Origin of the sequence: Caballeronia sp. AZ7_KS35 (assembly GCF_023631045.1) — a bacterium.
Classification (GTDB): domain Bacteria; phylum Pseudomonadota; class Gammaproteobacteria; order Burkholderiales; family Burkholderiaceae; genus Caballeronia; species Caballeronia zhejiangensis.
Map to the genome: position 1 here is coordinate 1 of NZ_JALQDV010000070.1, position 14,191 is coordinate 14,191.

Consider the following 14,191-nt stretch of genomic DNA (forward strand, 5'->3'; position numbering starts at 1 on the left):
CGAGGTCGTCGTCACGCTCCTACAGCCTTATCTGCAGCCCGATAATTATTAAAGGTAATTACGGGATGTTGTACTAGTCGTCGATGATGACCCACTTATTTTGTCAAGCACATCTTATCTCCTGCAGGACCTTGGACATGAGGTGATCGAGGCCGCATCAGGGGACGCCGCGCTCCAAGTCCTTCGCGCAGGCCAGAAAGTTGACGTTCTGCTAACTGATTTCTCAATGCCCAAGATGACCGGCGTTGAATTAGCCAATGCGGCGCGGGCACTCAGGCCCGTCCTGCCTGTCATACTCGCAACCGGCTACGCGGAACTGCCGGAGGGCACCGGAGCGGATCTACCGAGACTACGCAAGCCGTATCAACAGAGCCGGCTTCTGCAAGAGATCAGGAACGCCGTGAAAAGCTTGGAATCGCCGCAATCCGGGGCGCAGTAAGCTGTCCATCGCACGAGCCAGCGAACGGGCCGCCTTCCGGACACGTTACAGCCTTGACGGACGAACGACGTCTGCAGAGATGGTTGCCGCTTAACGCATATGGCTGCACGGATTTACTTCCTCACCCTTTCGTTAGCTGGTTGGCCGTTGTGCTAAATTCCGCAACCGGCCGGTTTCTGCCGTTCGACCAAGTCGCAGTGTGACCGCTCCAGCGGCCGGTTCAGGTCGAGGCCGGACCGACGCCGGACCGGTGTACATGGGGCTGCATCAACCGGTTGAAACGGCCCCGAACGCGTTCGTTGACAGACGACTGCCAGCTAATCAGCGGATCGGCACGCCAAGATCCTCCTCCAGGAAGCGCAGAATCGCCTCTGCCAGCGCCTCGCGAGGATACGCATTCTGTGTAACGAAGAGCGCCCCGATCGTAGGGTGGGTCCGCGCAACAGGCACCGCGAGCGCCCAGTGATCCGCATTGACGTAGGCGAGAAGCGTGCTGCCGGGGACAACCTGATCGTAAAAGATGACCTGACTGTCGTTCCGCGAGTCGACGCGCGCGAGCTTGTCATAGCTCGACTTCAGGATCGAGGAGATTCGCTCGGGCTGCGGGAACGTCACGACCGAGTAGTAATGCAGATCAGCCGGAAGCGGATGCTGCGCGAGCCACGCTTTGCGAGTCGCAGGTCTCAAACTCTCTACGGCACCACCATCGCCCGATGTGCAGGTTGCGCCCGGAACATAGCGCAACAAGTCGGCCTGATATTGGTCGGCGTCGTTGGCGAGCGGGGAGCCGCCGATTGCACCGGCGGCACTCACCACCGCCGCCACGCGGCTTCGTATCTCAGGATAGGCGACCAGTGCTTCCAAAATGTCGGGCGCCCCCTTCGAATAACCAATCAACACGAGCCGCGGCGCGTCCTCCGATGCCGGCATAGCCATGATCGCGTCGCGAATTTGCCGTGCATTGTTAGTGGAACTCGACAGCGCGTCGACGTTGATGAGCGCTGCATCGAAGCCATACTCGCGAAGATGCGTCACGACGGTATCCGGCGTATCCAGCCAGGGATCGAAGCAATCGTAGCCGACGCCATGCACCACCGCCCCAATCAGGTGCCGCCTAGACTGGCCAAGTTCGACGGGCTCGCCGGTGCCAGGGGACTCTGCGCCGACCCGCGTCAGCGCTTGCTCGCACGGGCGGTAGTCGGGTAGCGCTGCACCGCGTGCTTCGAGGACCGCGCAATAAATTTCCCGAAAGCGCCCTCGCTTATCCATGACGCCAGCCTGAGACGCGGGCATGAGAACCATCGGGGGTGTATCGGCCGAGTACGGGATAAGCGGCTTCGCCGCGCATGCGCCGAAGAGAACGCACGACGTGATCGTCGCTAACCAAGCGCTGATCTGGCGGCACGCATCGAAGGCAGCGGCAACCTGACGCTTGAATTGAATGAGCGCCCATCTCGATCTCGAGTCACTGACTCGCATTGCCGGTTGCTCCAGTTTGACGAGTATCTGGCTCTTCCAGATAGGGGACCCACTCAAGAAAATCGACATCCGACAGACTCCGCGGCCGGGTGGCGAAGAACACGACCGCGCGCAATCCGTCCGTATAGTAAGTCGCACCGTCAAGGGTTATACGAGGACGAGTCGGCGGTGCGGGGCCAACACCGTTCACAAATCCGAGCTTTTCGAGGCCGCTCGAATACATCAGGTCCTGCATCAGAAAGTTGCGTGCCTCGTCGACGTTCTCGTGGAGAGTGAGGCGTTTTTTATCGCGGGGTGCAAAGCGCCCGCCGACAGGGCGGCCGACCTGCGCGACGTAGACCAGTTGTCCCTGAAAGCGGATAGGAGCGAGCCATCCCCGGATCCAGTTTGCGGGCGCCCCGGCCTGCGCCTGCTTGCGCGTGACAAAGTCCGGTTCCCGACCGAAGACGCGCTGCGCGAGGTCAAACTCCCGCGCATCGCGCCGATAGTCGCGCCGCACCAGCGCTGCCCCGATGTCGGTGAGCTGGCCAATGCCAATGGCATTTAGCGGATCGGCCTGAATAGTCCCGCTCGGGTCGGTGGCACAGCATGGTAGGCGCTCGAGCGCCGCGCGCAGCGACGCCAGGTCCTGGTAGTCCGTGATTCCAGTGGCAGAGGGTGGCAGAGGGATCTGCGACAGCCGTGGATCCATTGTGCCGCCTGGCACACGCAGAAAGATCGAGAAGGGCATCAGCGTCTGGTTTCCCAGCAGATCGACATTGACGAGCTTGATGCCTTGATCGGGGTTGGTGAACAAAATGCCCGATCGTGTCTCCCCCGACGGGATGGGGTTGTTGAACCTGAGATCACGGAAATAGTCGTCCATGCGCTTGTTGCTTGCGCCGCCAAACAGCGTATGCATTGACCATGCGACTTCATGAGGTGAAAAGTAGTCCGGGTCCGTGCCCGAGCGTAAAAGCCACAGCGCCTGCGACGTCCCATTCTGCACTTCGAGCCAAAGCGGCTGCACTCCCGTTCTGTTGACGTCGGCACCATACATCCGCTTGCTGTCTTCCTCGCTAAGCACCGTTGCGCTCACGCGTACGCCGCGACTGGAGGCGCTGACCTCGCGCTGACGCAACGGCTCAGCGTCCGCCTCGGGCGGAACTTGCCATGTCGAGCAGCCGGCCAGCGCGAGCGCCAGGCATAGCGCGAGTCCTGCATTAGACCGTCGCCTGCGCAAGGTCTGCTGGATGGTCATGGCCTCGCTCCTGGCGTCACCCGCAGTACCTTGTACGGAGTGATCCACGGGAAGATTTCGATCTGCGATAACGGCCTCGGCGTGCGATCGAACACCAGCACGACGCGGAAGCCGTCGGTGTAATACGGGTCGGTCGTCAAATTCCTTCGCGGCGCAGCTTCCAACACGGCACCCACTCCCGTCACTAGTCCCATCTTGAACAGGTTCTGGGAATACGCCATGTCTTCGGTCAGCGCAGTGCGTGCCTCATCCACCTCCGGGTCGATCTTGTGTGTCGTGAACGTTGACGAGTGCCACGTCAGGCGAATCCCGATATCGCGGCTGATCTGTCCAACCCACACAGGCTTGTCGTGATAGCGCATCGTGCTGAGCCAGAGCCGCATATGGTTGCGCTGGTGAATGTCGCCCCGCGCCTTTTGAAGCGCGAGGTCTTGGGCGCGTCCGAACAGGTAAAGGTCGCTCACCGGCGCGTTGACGTACGCTTGGCCCGACAACGCGGCGCTGATCATCCGCTCGATTGCCCCCGACCACTTTCGTTCCGTGAGGCTCCAGCCCCGCCGCACCAGTGCGGGAAAGGCGTCGTCGAGGCTGCCGACGATCACCAGGTTGAGCGGGTCGCCCTTCTTTGAGCCGTCCTCGTCAGTTGCGCAACAGGGCAGTGCTTCGAGCGCTTCTCGAAAGCTCGCGTCGTCCGTGTAATTTACAGTGGGCTCCTGCGGATCGGTCGCCCGTCTGAAGACCTGACTACGCTTGTAGTCGGCTTCAAACCCAGGTACGGATACGAAAACGGAGAACGTCCGAGCGTGTCCGCTCGCGACGAGATCCAGTTGCACCAGCTTCGCGCCCGCGTTGAAATTCGTCAGCACAAACCCCGCGACCGTCTCTCCGGGACGCACGGGGTTATGAAAAGCGAGACTACGGAAGCGGCGCGCGAGCTCGGAACGCTGGTCGGGCGAAGCATCGCTGCTGAAAGCCTCTGCCGCCTCCGATGCGGGAAAGAAGTTTGGATCCAGGCCGGGTGACAGGAGAAAGTAGTTGTGGTCCTCGCGATTGCGGACCTCGATCCAGACGGGCTGAATTCTTCTTTCGGCAAGCGGGACACCGTACACCGCCGCGCTTTCCTCTGAGGACAGCACGGCTGTTGAAACCTCGATGCCGGCCTCGTCGCGTGTCACGGCCCGGTTTTGGTAAGCCGGTATTGCGGCTTCTGGCGGAACCGCAGCGCAACCGACCACTAGATAGCCGACGGAAATCGCAATCAGCATCCTGGTAACGACGCTGTTCATCAAGTCAACTCCGGGGTTGACACCGTGGCGTTCGGTCGCGCGGATCAGCTAGCCAACTGCGCGCCGCCCTCACTGAGCTTGCAGGAGTACGCTACCCAGTTTAGTAGAGGTTGGGGCGCCGATGGGGTAGCGACCGCGGATCGCATCCGTGCAGCACGGAGTTGATGCTCGCCATGTCTTAATTGCTTTCCGGCCGCGTCCCTAAGCGGCTTGCACGGATCGGCGCCGGCCAAATCAAAGCAGATGGCCCGCCGCGATTTCCGGGGGCGGAAGCACCGCGAAAAGATCGATCTGACAAATTCACTCACTAAGCACTGGCAAAACGCCGCCGACGCGACAGGCGTCGGTTGTCGTGGCTATGCGACAGACCGTCTGCGGATAGCAAAGCGTTGAGAGGGCGAGTGCAGGACGGCGAGTTCGCCGGCTTCCCGTCCCGACTCTGCTACAAGCATTCCTGCGCTTGCTCAGGTAACGCGCACGAACTACCCTTCGGCGAAGAACCACTCCGACATCGTCCGCGCTAGTTCGCGCACGACCTCCGCGTCGGTCCGGCCGGAGGATGCGCGCACGTGAAACGAATGATCTGCGTCGTCCACCACATGCAGCGTGGCGCGCGGCCCCAGCGTCTCGACGACCGACCTCAGCAGGTGAAGCTCGGCCAGCTTGTCGCGCGTGCCCTGCAGGAAGAGAATCGGCACCGTGACGTCCGCCAAGTGCCGCGCCCGCTCGACGCCGGGCGCGCCCGCCGGGTGCAGCGGGAACGCGACGAAAGCGAGGCCACGCACGCCATCGAGCGCGGAGATGGCTTGGGCCTGGGACGTCATGCGGCCGCCGAACGACCTGCCGCCCGCGAAGAGCGGCAGGGCTGGCAGCCGCCGGCGGGCCTCTGCGACGGCTGCCTGCACGGCAGCATGTGCCACGGCCGGCGAGTCCACCCGCCTGGAGCCCCGCTCCATGTACGGAAACTGGTAGCGCAATGTGGCGACGTTCGCCGCGGCAAGCGCGTCGGCCAAAGACGACATGCCGGCGTGCTGCATGCCCGCCCCAGCGCCGTGCGCGAAGACGTATAGCGCTCGCGCGTGCGCTGGCACTTGAAGGAGCGCAGAGACCTTAGAGCCGTCGGGTAGTGCGAGCGAAAGCGATTCTGCGTCGTCCATGGTATTCAGGTCGTGTCGGTGTGGTCTTTGCGCCGATTCTGCATCAATGAGGCATCGGGAGACGCTTGTGGCAGCTTCCGGCAAGGCATTGCTCGGGCGGACTTTGCCGGCCGATCCATGGAGCGCGCGCATCGCGGAGGGCGCCGCAGTCGCGATGTGTCGGTTGACGACCGAAAGCCCGACAGCAATGTGATCTGCGCTTCGAGACATTCGCGTAATAGCACGCCTGCATCATTGTTAGCGAGCTGTTACAACACTGCAAGCAGCGTCAAAGGAAGTTCTCGGAGAGCGGTTCATTTATCGGGCTCCCTGAAAGAGCAGGTCCGGCAGCAAGAAGCTGTTAGTCGACGCATGGTTGGCCGCGTATGGCCGCGACGCGGGTACGTCGCTCGCTAACGCCGGGACCATCGAGCGGCAGCGCGTTCGACGCTGCGCTAGCGTCGGCTCGATCCCGCCTGACGTGCCGCGAACAGACACAGCATCTCGTACATCATCGTTGCGGCGACGAGCGCGGTGTTGCCGCTCGGATCATACGGCGGCGACACTTCAACCACATCGCCGCCGACCCAGTTCAACCCGTCGAGTCCGCGCAGCAACGCAAGCGTTTCGCGCGTCGTCAATCCGCCGATTTCCGGCGTGCCGGTGCCAGGTGTGAACACCGGATCGAGCCCATCGACATCGAGCGAAAGATACACGGGCGCATCGCCGACCACGCGCCGCGCTTCTTCGACGATCGCCGCCGGGCCGCGTTCCTCGAACTCTTCGATGAACACCACGCGCATGCCGTGATCCAACGAATAACGCCAGCCTTCGTCGGTATTCTGCGCGCCGCGTATGCCGATCTGAATCGTGCGCGTGGGCTCGAGAAGACCCGCTTCGACCGCGCGTCGGAACGGCGCGCCGTGCGTGAATTTCGAGCCCTTGAACGCGTCCCACGTGTCCGTGTGCGCGTCGATATGCACGAGCGCGAGCGGCTGCTTCGGCGCGATCGCCTGAAAGACCGGATAGGTGATCGAGTGATCGCCGCCCGCGATCAGCGCTATCTTCCCTGCGCGGAATACCGGCTCGAAAAAGCGGCGGATATCGGCGTGCGCGGCTTCTAGATCGTAGAGATGCTCGAAGGGCACATCGCCGATATCGGCCACGCGGCACGCTTCGAACGGATTGAATCGCGTGACGTGATGAATCGCGCGCATCATCGTGGACATGTTGCGGATCTCGCGCGGCCCGAAGCGTGCGCCAGGACGCGCGGTGACACCGCCATCGAAGGGCACGCCCGCCAGCGCGATATCGAGCGCCGCGAGGTCGCGCTCGAACGGCACGCGCATGAAAGTGGGAATGCCGGCGAAGCGCGGCAACTGCATCTGCGAAACATCGGTGCTGGCCATGATGAGTTCCCGCTGATCAGAACGTGGGCGGCGTGTTGACCCAGAGTATGCGCGTCACCGCATCGCCCGGATTGCGATAGCTGTGCGGCTCGGTGCTCGGAAAATAGAACGAATCGCCCGCCTTGAGCGAATAGCTCTGATCGCCGAGCGTGAGTTCCAGTTCGCCTTCGAGCACATAACCCAACTCTTCGCCGACGTGATGAATCTGCTCGTCGCTGCGGGCAAGCGGCTCCAGTACGTGGATGTCGCCCTGAAGCAACTGGCCCGGACTCGGCACGACAAGGCGTTCGAGCATGATGGAGCCCTCGGCACGTCTGCGTTTGCCGGCCGCCGGAGCGGCCCGCGCGCCCGGAAAGCGCACCGAGGGCCGCTCGCTCGCACGCTGAACGGGCGAAGCCGTGAGGGTCGGCGCGGACAGCAGTGCCGCGATGTTGGTGTCTAGCGCAATGGCGAGCTTGTGCAGCATGGCGAGCGAAGGCGTCGCGTGGCCGCCTTCGACCTTCGACAGAAGACTTTCCGAGCAACCCGCCGCTCCCGCGAGCACCTTGAGCGTCATCTGTCGCACCATGCGCGCATGACGCAGACGCGTGCCGAGGCCATCGGCGGCGGACGCCGGCGCGGCGTTGGCTTTAGGTGAAGTACGCGCTGCAGTTGAGGAAGGTCGCTTGCTGGCCACGAATGAACACCATCGAAAAGAAGAAGGGCGCGCTTATCCGAGCACCGTGAACTCGACTTCGAGCGGGTTGAGCGCGTTGATCGGAATGATATCCTGCGGGCACGCCGACATGACCACGACGCAGTCCATCGCGGCCCTGATATCCACGTAATCGCCGGACTTCGACACGGGCGGCAGCCAGTCAATCGAATAATCCGGCTTGACGGGAATATTCATCCAAAGATTGAACGGCTGGGGCACTTCCTTCGTGCGCAGGCCAATAGCCTTCAGCGCAAGCCGCAGGTTGTCCGCGCAGTTGTCGTGATAGTGCTCGACGCCGAGATTGCGATAGCGGTACAGATCGCACGCGGCGATGAGCGTATCGTGCACGCCCGGCGACGTATCCGTGACGAGTTCGGCAATCGGGCGGCGCTGGTTGGTCACGAGCGGATCGCCCGGCTGCGGAATGATCTTGTCGATGAACGCGCGCGTATGTTCGAACGACAGAAACTCGTTCAGATGCTGCGCGTTGAAGATCCACGTATCGCACACTTGCGTGCCGCGCGGATTGGCGATGCGGATGGTCTGCCCGGCCTGCACGCGCACCGCGCGGCCGCACCGCGCGGGCACCGTATACGGCATGCCGATTTCAGGCGTGCCGTCCGGCGAGATGGGTTCGTTGAGCGTGGCGTTGACGCCGGTTTCCTGGCCGTTGTCTTCGGTGCTTGCAAGAGTCGTTGCGGATGCGTTCATGTGGGCTCCTTCAGTCGTTGCAGAGTGTGGTGAGGCAATGAGCGAGCGCGCGTGCGCCGAGCACGAGATGTCCGGCGTCCGTCGCTTCGGCGGGGTTGTGGCTGATGCCGTCTATGCTGGGCACAAAGATCATTCCGCTCGGGCAATGTTTCGCGAGATACATGGCGTCGTGGAATGCGCCCGAGGTCAGATGCAGCGCGCGGGTATCGAGCGCGCGGCAGGCTTCGTCGATGCGCGACAACACGGACGGATTGAACGCGACGGGCGCATGGGCGAATAGCGCTTCGATGCGCGCGCCATGAGATTGCGCGATGGCCTGCGCGTGTTCATCGAACGCGCCGAGCACGCGCGCGTCCGGATGGCGGAAGTCGACGGTGAAACTCACCGCCGACGGAATCGTGTTGATCGAATTCGGCGCGATGTTCCAGCGGCCGAACGTGACGCGCGTATCGGCGCGGCCGAGTTCATGGGCGATGGCATCGAGTTCCCGATGCAGCGCGATGGCGAGCGTCATCGCGTCGCGGCGCAGTGGCATCGGCGTGGTGCCCGCGTGGGCGGCAATGCCCTGCACATGGAACGCGTACCAGCGCACGCCCTGAATGCCGCTGACGACAGCGAGCGGCACCTCGGCCTTTTCGAGTTGCGGACCTTGTTCGATATGCAGTTCGACGAAGGCATGCGCGGCGTCTTGCTGCGCGCGCGGCGGCAGTTCGGGGAACGCGCTGACGTGGCGTTGCAGCGCCGCGCTCAGGGTTGTGCCTTCGGCGTCCTGCACGTGCGCATAACGCGCCATCCGCGACGGCTCCACGAAGGCGCTCGATCCCATCGCGCCCGGCGAGAAGCGCGTGCCTTCCTCGTTGGTCCAGATCGCGACTTCGAGTGGACGGCGCGTGGGCACGTTCGCATCGTTCAACGCGGCGAGCACTTCGAAGCCCGCAAGCACGCCGTAACATCCGTCGAGCTTGCCGCCGGCAGGTTGCGTGTCGATGTGGCTGCCGGTCATCACCGGCGCAAGTGCTGCGTCGCCCTCGCGGCGGAAAAACAGATTCGCGCACGCATCCACATGCACGCTGCAGCCGAGCGCACGCGCGCGGTCGATCAGAAAGCGCCGCGCTTCGATATCGCGTTCGCCGAGCGCGGGGCGGTCCACGCCGCCGTCATCGCGCGCGCCGAATGCAGCGAGGGCTTCGATCGATTCGAGCAGGCGCGCCGCGTTCACGAAATGCGCCACTTTTCTTGCGCTCACGATGTCACTCCTTCGCTCACGAAATCGAGGCTGCGTTCCAGCCACGGTTTGAGGAACTGCTGCAAGCGCGGTGTGCGCGTATTGCCGAACAGTTGCGCGGGCGGTCCGGCTTCGACGATTTTCCCGGCTTCCATGAACACGACCTTGTCGGAGATCTTCGCGGCGAAGCTCATCTCGTGCGTGACCATCACCATCGTCATGCCTTCCTGCGCGAGCGAACGGATCACGTTGAGTACTTCCTCGACGAGTTCGGGATCGAGCGCGGATGTGGGTTCGTCGAGCAGAATCACTTCGGGTTCGATGGCCAGCGCCCGCGCGATGCCCGCGCGCTGCTGCTGCCCGCCGCTCAGCCGCGCGCGGGATACGCGTCCGCCTTGTGCTCGAGACCGACACGCGTGAGCGCGGCCAACGCTTTCGTGCGCGCGTCGCGCCTGCTCATCTTCTTGGCGAGCACGAGCGGCGTCGCGACGTTGTCCAGCGCGTTCATGTGCGGCCAGAGATTGAATTGCTGGAAGACCATCGAAATAGGACGGCGCACGTCGGCGATGCTGGCTTCGCTGTCACGATCTTTCGCCGTGCGTCCTGTCGATCGATAGCCCAGCAACTGGCCTTTGATCCACACTTCGCCTTCGTCATAGGCTTCGAGAAAATTCATGCAGCGCAGCGCGGTGGTCTTGCCCGAACCGGACGGCCCGATCAGCGTGACGATCTCGCCGCGCATCACATCCAGGTCGATGCCCTTGAGCACGCGGTTCTCGCCGTAGGACTTGCCGACGGCGCGCAGCTTGAGTATCGGAAGGTCGCTCATGATGTCTTCTTCAGAAACGGAATGCGGGAAGTCGCGGCCTGCGCGATCAGCGACACGGCTTGCGTCAGCAGCCAGTAACATGCGATCAGCAGCGCATACGGACCGATATACGTGTAGCTCGATGCGACGATATCGCTGGCCGTCATCGTCAATTCGGGCACCGTGATGATCGACGCGACCGCACTCTCCTTGATGACGAGAATCGTCTGGTTCGCGATCAGCGGCGCCGCGAACGCGAGCGCCTGCGGCAGCTCGATGGAGCGGAACGCGTCTCGCCGGCTCACGCCGAAAGCGGCGGCGGCTTCGAGCTGACCGCGCGGAACGCTCGCCCATGCCGCGCGAAAAAGCTCCGCGAAATAAGCGCTCGAATAGAACGCGAGCGAAAGGATCGTGGCCTGCACGGCCGACAACGTCACGCCTAAAACCGGCAGCCCGAAGTACACGATCACGAGCTGCGACAGATAAGGCGTGCCGCGCACCAGCCACACGAACGCGCCATAGACGAGCGCGAACGGACGGCCGAACGCGAGCCGCATCGCGTTGATCGCGAAGCCCGCGACGATGCCGATGAAGGCCGCCAGCACGCTCACTTCGAGCGTGATGCCCATCGCTTCGATGAAGCGCGGAACGAGTGCGATGAAGTTGTTCATGCCGATGCCTCACGGACGCCGTGCCACACGCAGCGCGTACACATGACCCGCGCCCGCGAGCAGCGACGTGATTGCCAGATAGAACATCGCCGCCAGCGCGTACACTTCGAGCGGCCGATACGTCGATGACGAAAGCTGCTGTCCTACGCGCATCAGATCCGTTACGGATATCACCGACACCACCGCCGACGCCTTGACGATATCGATCATTTCGGAGACGAGCGCGGGCAGCGTCGCGCGCACGACTTGCGGCACTTCGATATGCCACAAGGTCTGACGCCGCGTGAGATTGAAGGTCGATGCCGCCTCGATCTGCCGCGGCGCGATGGAGCGAAAACCCGCGCCCAGAATCTGCGACTGATACGCGCCCGTGTTGAGCGACAGCCCGATCACGGCGGCAGCGAGCCCCGGTAACTCCAGCCCGAGCGCGGACGGCACGTAGTAGAACACCAGCAGTTGCGCGAGTACGGGCGTGCCGCGCAGCAGGCTCACATACACGCGCGCCGTGCCGCGCATCAGCCGGCTGTCGCTGACTGACATCGTGTAGACGAACACGCCGACGAAGAAGCCGCAGCCGACGGCAACCGCCGACAGCACCAGTGTCGTCAGCGCGCCGTCGAGCAGTTGCGGCAAGTAGCCGATGCAGCGCGTAAGCAGATCGGGACCGTTCATCGCGATGTCAGATAGACGGTGCGGGAAGCGTGGCCGGAACGTCCATCGTCGAGCCGAACCATTTCTCCTGAAGCTTCTTCATGGTGCCGTCGCTGTTCGCTCTCGCGATGCCATCGCTGAAGAGCTTGAGGAGGGCAGCGCTGTCGGCGTCCTTGCGTGCGACCCAGGCGAAGTAGCTCTTCGGACCGATGGTCTGCGGCAGCACCGCGAAAACGCCTGGACGCGACTTCAGCAATGGCCCGAGATTGGCGACGGACTGCGCGACGGCATCGAGCCGGCCGACGGCGAGGTCGGCATAGGCTTCGTCGAACGCGACGTATTGCTTGATCTGCTTGATGCCGGGACCGCCTGCTTCCTTCAGCTTCTTGTCGAGCGCCATGAGCGCCTGCAATTGTGCAGAGCCGGTCTGCGAGCCGACCACCTTGCCGTTCAGATCGTTCGGCGCTTTGATGGAGGTATCGGCGGAGCGGGTGAGTACGCCGGTGGTCGCGTCGGCGACGGGAACAGTGAAGGCGAAATGATCGGCGCGGTCCTTGTTGACGGTCACGGCCGTCACGACGAGGTCGAAGCGCTTTGCATCGAGACCGGGCAGCAGACCCTGGAAGGGCAGGTCGAGCTGCTTGACCTTCACATCGGGCAGAGACTTGAGGACGTAGGCCATCAGATCGGCGTCATAGCCGACGATCTTGCCGTTATCGACGTATTCGAAGGGCGCGTAACGCGCTTCCGTCGCGATCGTGATTTCCTTGTTCGATTTGATGCGGGCGAGCAGATCTTCCGCGTGCGCAAGCGACGGCGCGGCCGCGTTGAGCGCGAGCGCGCCCGTCAGTGCGGTCAGCAAATGGCGAAGACGTTTGTTCATGACACTTCCCTTGCGTATGGGCTATGTTGAAAGCAATCGGAATTACATTCAAGCAACTTGAATGTGCTTCATTAGGCATGAAGTGTGCCAACGCGGAGCGCCCGGACCTGCGGGGCTTCGTCTTCCGACATGCACTGAAAGGGGGGTGTAGAAGCGGGCGAATGCACCGCCGCGCACGGCGATGCACCGGTTTGAAGTATGAAGGGAGTGAATGCGAGAGTCAGTGGGATCCGCAATAGGGACGCAAGACGTCACACGAGCGACAGGGCGTCCGGCGGCCGCGGCTCAACCAGCAGCGGCGACATGGAGATGGACCCTCGATGCGTCGTGCGCAAGGGTTCGACTAGCAAGCTCGCAACGTTTCGTCAGTCTGGAGATTGCGAACTCGGGTACCCGGCGTACGATCGTACGTTCCGCGCGATCGACGCCCATCGTCCTGCTGCAAAATTGGCACTCGGCCTTACCGGTGCCGCGCAGATAAGGCGAGGGTTCGGCCCGATCTTCTTCGCCACGAGTTCGGAGTCTTCCAGCGGCGCAATGCGCAAGGCCAGATCGAGGCCTTGCCCGACGATATCGACCTGACGGTCGGAAAGATCGAGATCGATGCGCAGTTCCGGATTCGCTTCCAGCAATGCAGGCAGCATCGGCAGGACGACGGATTGCCCGAACCCGCTCGGCGCGGTCACGTGAAGCACCCCTGACGCCTTTCCCGGCAACGGGCTGAGTTCGGCGCGCGCGCCCGACTCCGCATCGGCCATCGCGGTGGCGAAAGGGACGAATGCCTCGCCCTCGACGGTCAGCGTGAGCGATCGCGTCGTCCGATGAAACAGCCGTACGCCGAGGTCTTCTTCTAGCGCGGCGATGCGACGCGATACCTACCCGTGCCTGCTGGCCGACCGACATTGAGCTGCCTCGCGTCCAGCGCCGCGCTAGAAGTTAGTAACTTAAACGAGCCGGCCAGCGGTACTGGAAGTGAATCATGGACATCTCCGGTCTTGACATGCGGCTTATTACGAGCAGCGAAGTTTTCTCAATGCGCCGTCAGTTGCCACCGCAACACCGGATACGTCGCGCCCGCCGGCATCGCCCAGACGCCTGAAGGACCGAAGCTCCACGACACGAAGCTCGCCGGATTGCTCATTTGCGCAGTGGTCAATCCGTTCGTCGGGGGCGGTGCCGTGCCGCCCTCGGCGAAATGCACCGCGTTAAGCTGATTCGTCGTTTCCTTGTTCCAGTACACGTCGTTGCGAATCGTCCCCGAGTTTTGCGTCGCGATGGCGCCGTTGACATCGGGCGTCGGTCTTTCACTCGACCGCCCGACGTTGAACGACTCTTCGATGACTCCGGTACTGGCGTTATATTCGACGAGTGCGCCGTCCCCGACTAGTCCACTGCATCATTGAAATGGCACCGGCCGAATTCGGCGCGATGGGTCGTCGTACTTCCATTTAATCGGCTTCGGATTCTTGTTGTGCTCGTGGATATAGCGCATCAGCTTACGGTCCAAGTCCTTCACAGTGGTGAAGACGCCTCGCGCGATCACATCACGTTGGATA

At 62.8% G+C, this 14,191-nt stretch carries 13 protein-coding genes and 4 pseudogenes; 1 reads left to right on the forward strand and 16 read right to left on the reverse strand.

The window, feature by feature from the left end:
* Positions 1–82 precede the first annotated feature (82 nt).
* Positions 83–439, forward strand: a pseudogene (locus NCT05_RS35265) (response regulator); the annotation flags it as partial.
* Between the two features lie 321 nt (positions 440–760).
* Here NCT05_RS35265 and NCT05_RS35270 read toward each other — a convergent pair.
* The 16 genes and pseudogenes from NCT05_RS35270 to NCT05_RS35340 form a co-directional block, all read right to left on the reverse strand.
* A complete protein-coding gene (locus NCT05_RS35270; RefSeq protein WP_008345539.1) occupies positions 761–1,918 on the reverse strand; it encodes a lipase family protein in 1,158 nt (385 codons plus the stop codon).
* Positions 1,905–3,158, reverse strand: a complete 1,254-nt coding sequence (locus tag NCT05_RS35275; protein ID WP_250504537.1) for an LssY C-terminal domain-containing protein — start codon at positions 3,156–3,158, stop codon at positions 1,905–1,907. The genes NCT05_RS35270 and NCT05_RS35275 overlap by 14 nt, the downstream gene beginning before the upstream one ends.
* Entirely contained in the window at positions 3,155–4,444 is a 1,290-nt protein-coding gene (locus NCT05_RS35280) for an LssY C-terminal domain-containing protein (protein WP_008345537.1), read from the reverse strand. Before NCT05_RS35280 ends, NCT05_RS35275 begins: the two co-directional genes overlap by 4 nt.
* Before the next feature lie 482 nt (positions 4,445–4,926).
* A complete protein-coding gene (locus NCT05_RS35285; RefSeq protein ID WP_250437914.1) occupies positions 4,927–5,601 on the reverse strand; it encodes an alpha/beta hydrolase family protein in 675 nt (224 codons plus the stop codon).
* Positions 5,602–6,035: 434 nt separating this feature from the next.
* Positions 6,036–6,989 carry an agmatinase gene (gene speB, locus NCT05_RS35290; protein ID WP_250504538.1) on the reverse strand — a complete coding sequence of 318 codons (954 nt, stop codon included), beginning with the start codon at positions 6,987–6,989 and terminating at the stop codon, positions 6,036–6,038.
* A gap of 16 nt (positions 6,990–7,005) precedes the next feature.
* Positions 7,006–7,557: a cupin domain-containing protein gene (locus NCT05_RS35295; protein WP_008345534.1), complete on the reverse strand. Its 552-nt coding sequence runs from the start codon at positions 7,555–7,557 to the stop codon at positions 7,006–7,008.
* A gap of 141 nt (positions 7,558–7,698) precedes the next feature.
* Complete coding sequence (locus NCT05_RS35300; RefSeq protein ID WP_250504539.1) at positions 7,699–8,397, reverse strand: DUF1989 domain-containing protein; 699 nt, start codon at positions 8,395–8,397, stop codon at positions 7,699–7,701.
* A 10-nt stretch (positions 8,398–8,407) separates the two neighbouring features.
* A complete protein-coding gene (locus NCT05_RS35305) occupies positions 8,408–9,643 on the reverse strand; it encodes a M20 family metallo-hydrolase (RefSeq protein ID WP_250504540.1) in 1,236 nt (411 codons plus the stop codon).
* Positions 9,640–10,451: pseudogene (locus NCT05_RS35310) on the reverse strand (amino acid ABC transporter ATP-binding protein). The gene NCT05_RS35305 and the pseudogene NCT05_RS35310 overlap by 4 nt, the downstream one beginning before the upstream one ends.
* The gene (locus NCT05_RS35315) at positions 10,448–11,101 is read right to left on the reverse strand and encodes an amino acid ABC transporter permease (protein WP_008345529.1); all 654 of its coding nucleotides are present in this window, start codon (positions 11,099–11,101) and stop codon (positions 10,448–10,450) included. Before NCT05_RS35315 ends, NCT05_RS35310 begins: the two are co-directional and overlap by 4 nt.
* 9 nt (positions 11,102–11,110) lie before the next feature.
* Positions 11,111–11,773 (reverse strand): amino acid ABC transporter permease, encoded by a 663-nt coding sequence (locus NCT05_RS35320; protein WP_250504541.1) that lies wholly within the window; start codon positions 11,771–11,773, stop codon positions 11,111–11,113.
* A gap of 7 nt (positions 11,774–11,780) precedes the next feature.
* Positions 11,781–12,635 carry a transporter substrate-binding domain-containing protein gene (locus tag NCT05_RS35325; RefSeq protein ID WP_250504542.1) on the reverse strand — a complete coding sequence of 285 codons (855 nt, stop codon included), beginning with the start codon at positions 12,633–12,635 and terminating at the stop codon, positions 11,781–11,783.
* Positions 12,636–13,000: 365 nt separating this feature from the next.
* Positions 13,001–13,393: a LysR substrate-binding domain-containing protein gene (locus NCT05_RS35330; protein WP_250504543.1), complete on the reverse strand. Its 393-nt coding sequence runs from the start codon at positions 13,391–13,393 to the stop codon at positions 13,001–13,003.
* Between the two features lie 36 nt (positions 13,394–13,429).
* Positions 13,430–13,498: pseudogene (locus NCT05_RS37295) on the reverse strand (helix-turn-helix domain-containing protein); the annotation flags it as partial.
* A gap of 167 nt (positions 13,499–13,665) precedes the next feature.
* Positions 13,666–13,875, reverse strand: coding sequence for a hypothetical protein (locus NCT05_RS35335; protein ID WP_350030114.1), 210 nt, complete (start codon positions 13,873–13,875; stop codon positions 13,666–13,668).
* Positions 13,876–14,031: 156 nt separating this feature from the next.
* Positions 14,032–14,191: pseudogene (locus NCT05_RS35340) on the reverse strand (IS630 family transposase); the annotation flags it as partial.

Coding starts and splice junctions, on each gene's coding strand:
- NCT05_RS35315 (WP_008345529.1), bottom strand. CDS start 11,101: ATGAACAACTTCATCGCACTCGTTCCGCGCTTCATCGAAGCGATGGGC.
- NCT05_RS35300 (WP_250504539.1), bottom strand. CDS start 8,397: ATGAACGCATCCGCAACGACTCTTGCAAGCACCGAAGACAACGGCCAG.
- NCT05_RS35275 (WP_250504537.1), bottom strand. CDS start 3,158: ATGACCATCCAGCAGACCTTGCGCAGGCGACGGTCTAATGCAGGACTC.
- NCT05_RS35320 (WP_250504541.1), bottom strand. CDS start 11,773: ATGAACGGTCCCGATCTGCTTACGCGCTGCATCGGCTACTTGCCGCAA.
- NCT05_RS35325 (WP_250504542.1), bottom strand. CDS start 12,635: ATGAACAAACGTCTTCGCCATTTGCTGACCGCACTGACGGGCGCGCTC.
- NCT05_RS35280 (WP_008345537.1), bottom strand. CDS start 4,444: ATGAACAGCGTCGTTACCAGGATGCTGATTGCGATTTCCGTCGGCTAT.
- NCT05_RS35295 (WP_008345534.1), bottom strand. CDS start 7,557: ATGGTGCGACAGATGACGCTCAAGGTGCTCGCGGGAGCGGCGGGTTGC.
- NCT05_RS35270 (WP_008345539.1), bottom strand. CDS start 1,918: ATGCGAGTCAGTGACTCGAGATCGAGATGGGCGCTCATTCAATTCAAG.
- speB (WP_250504538.1), bottom strand. CDS start 6,989: ATGGCCAGCACCGATGTTTCGCAGATGCAGTTGCCGCGCTTCGCCGGC.
- NCT05_RS35285 (WP_250437914.1), bottom strand. CDS start 5,601: ATGGACGACGCAGAATCGCTTTCGCTCGCACTACCCGACGGCTCTAAG.
- NCT05_RS35330 (WP_250504543.1), bottom strand. CDS start 13,393: ATGGCCGATGCGGAGTCGGGCGCGCGCGCCGAACTCAGCCCGTTGCCG.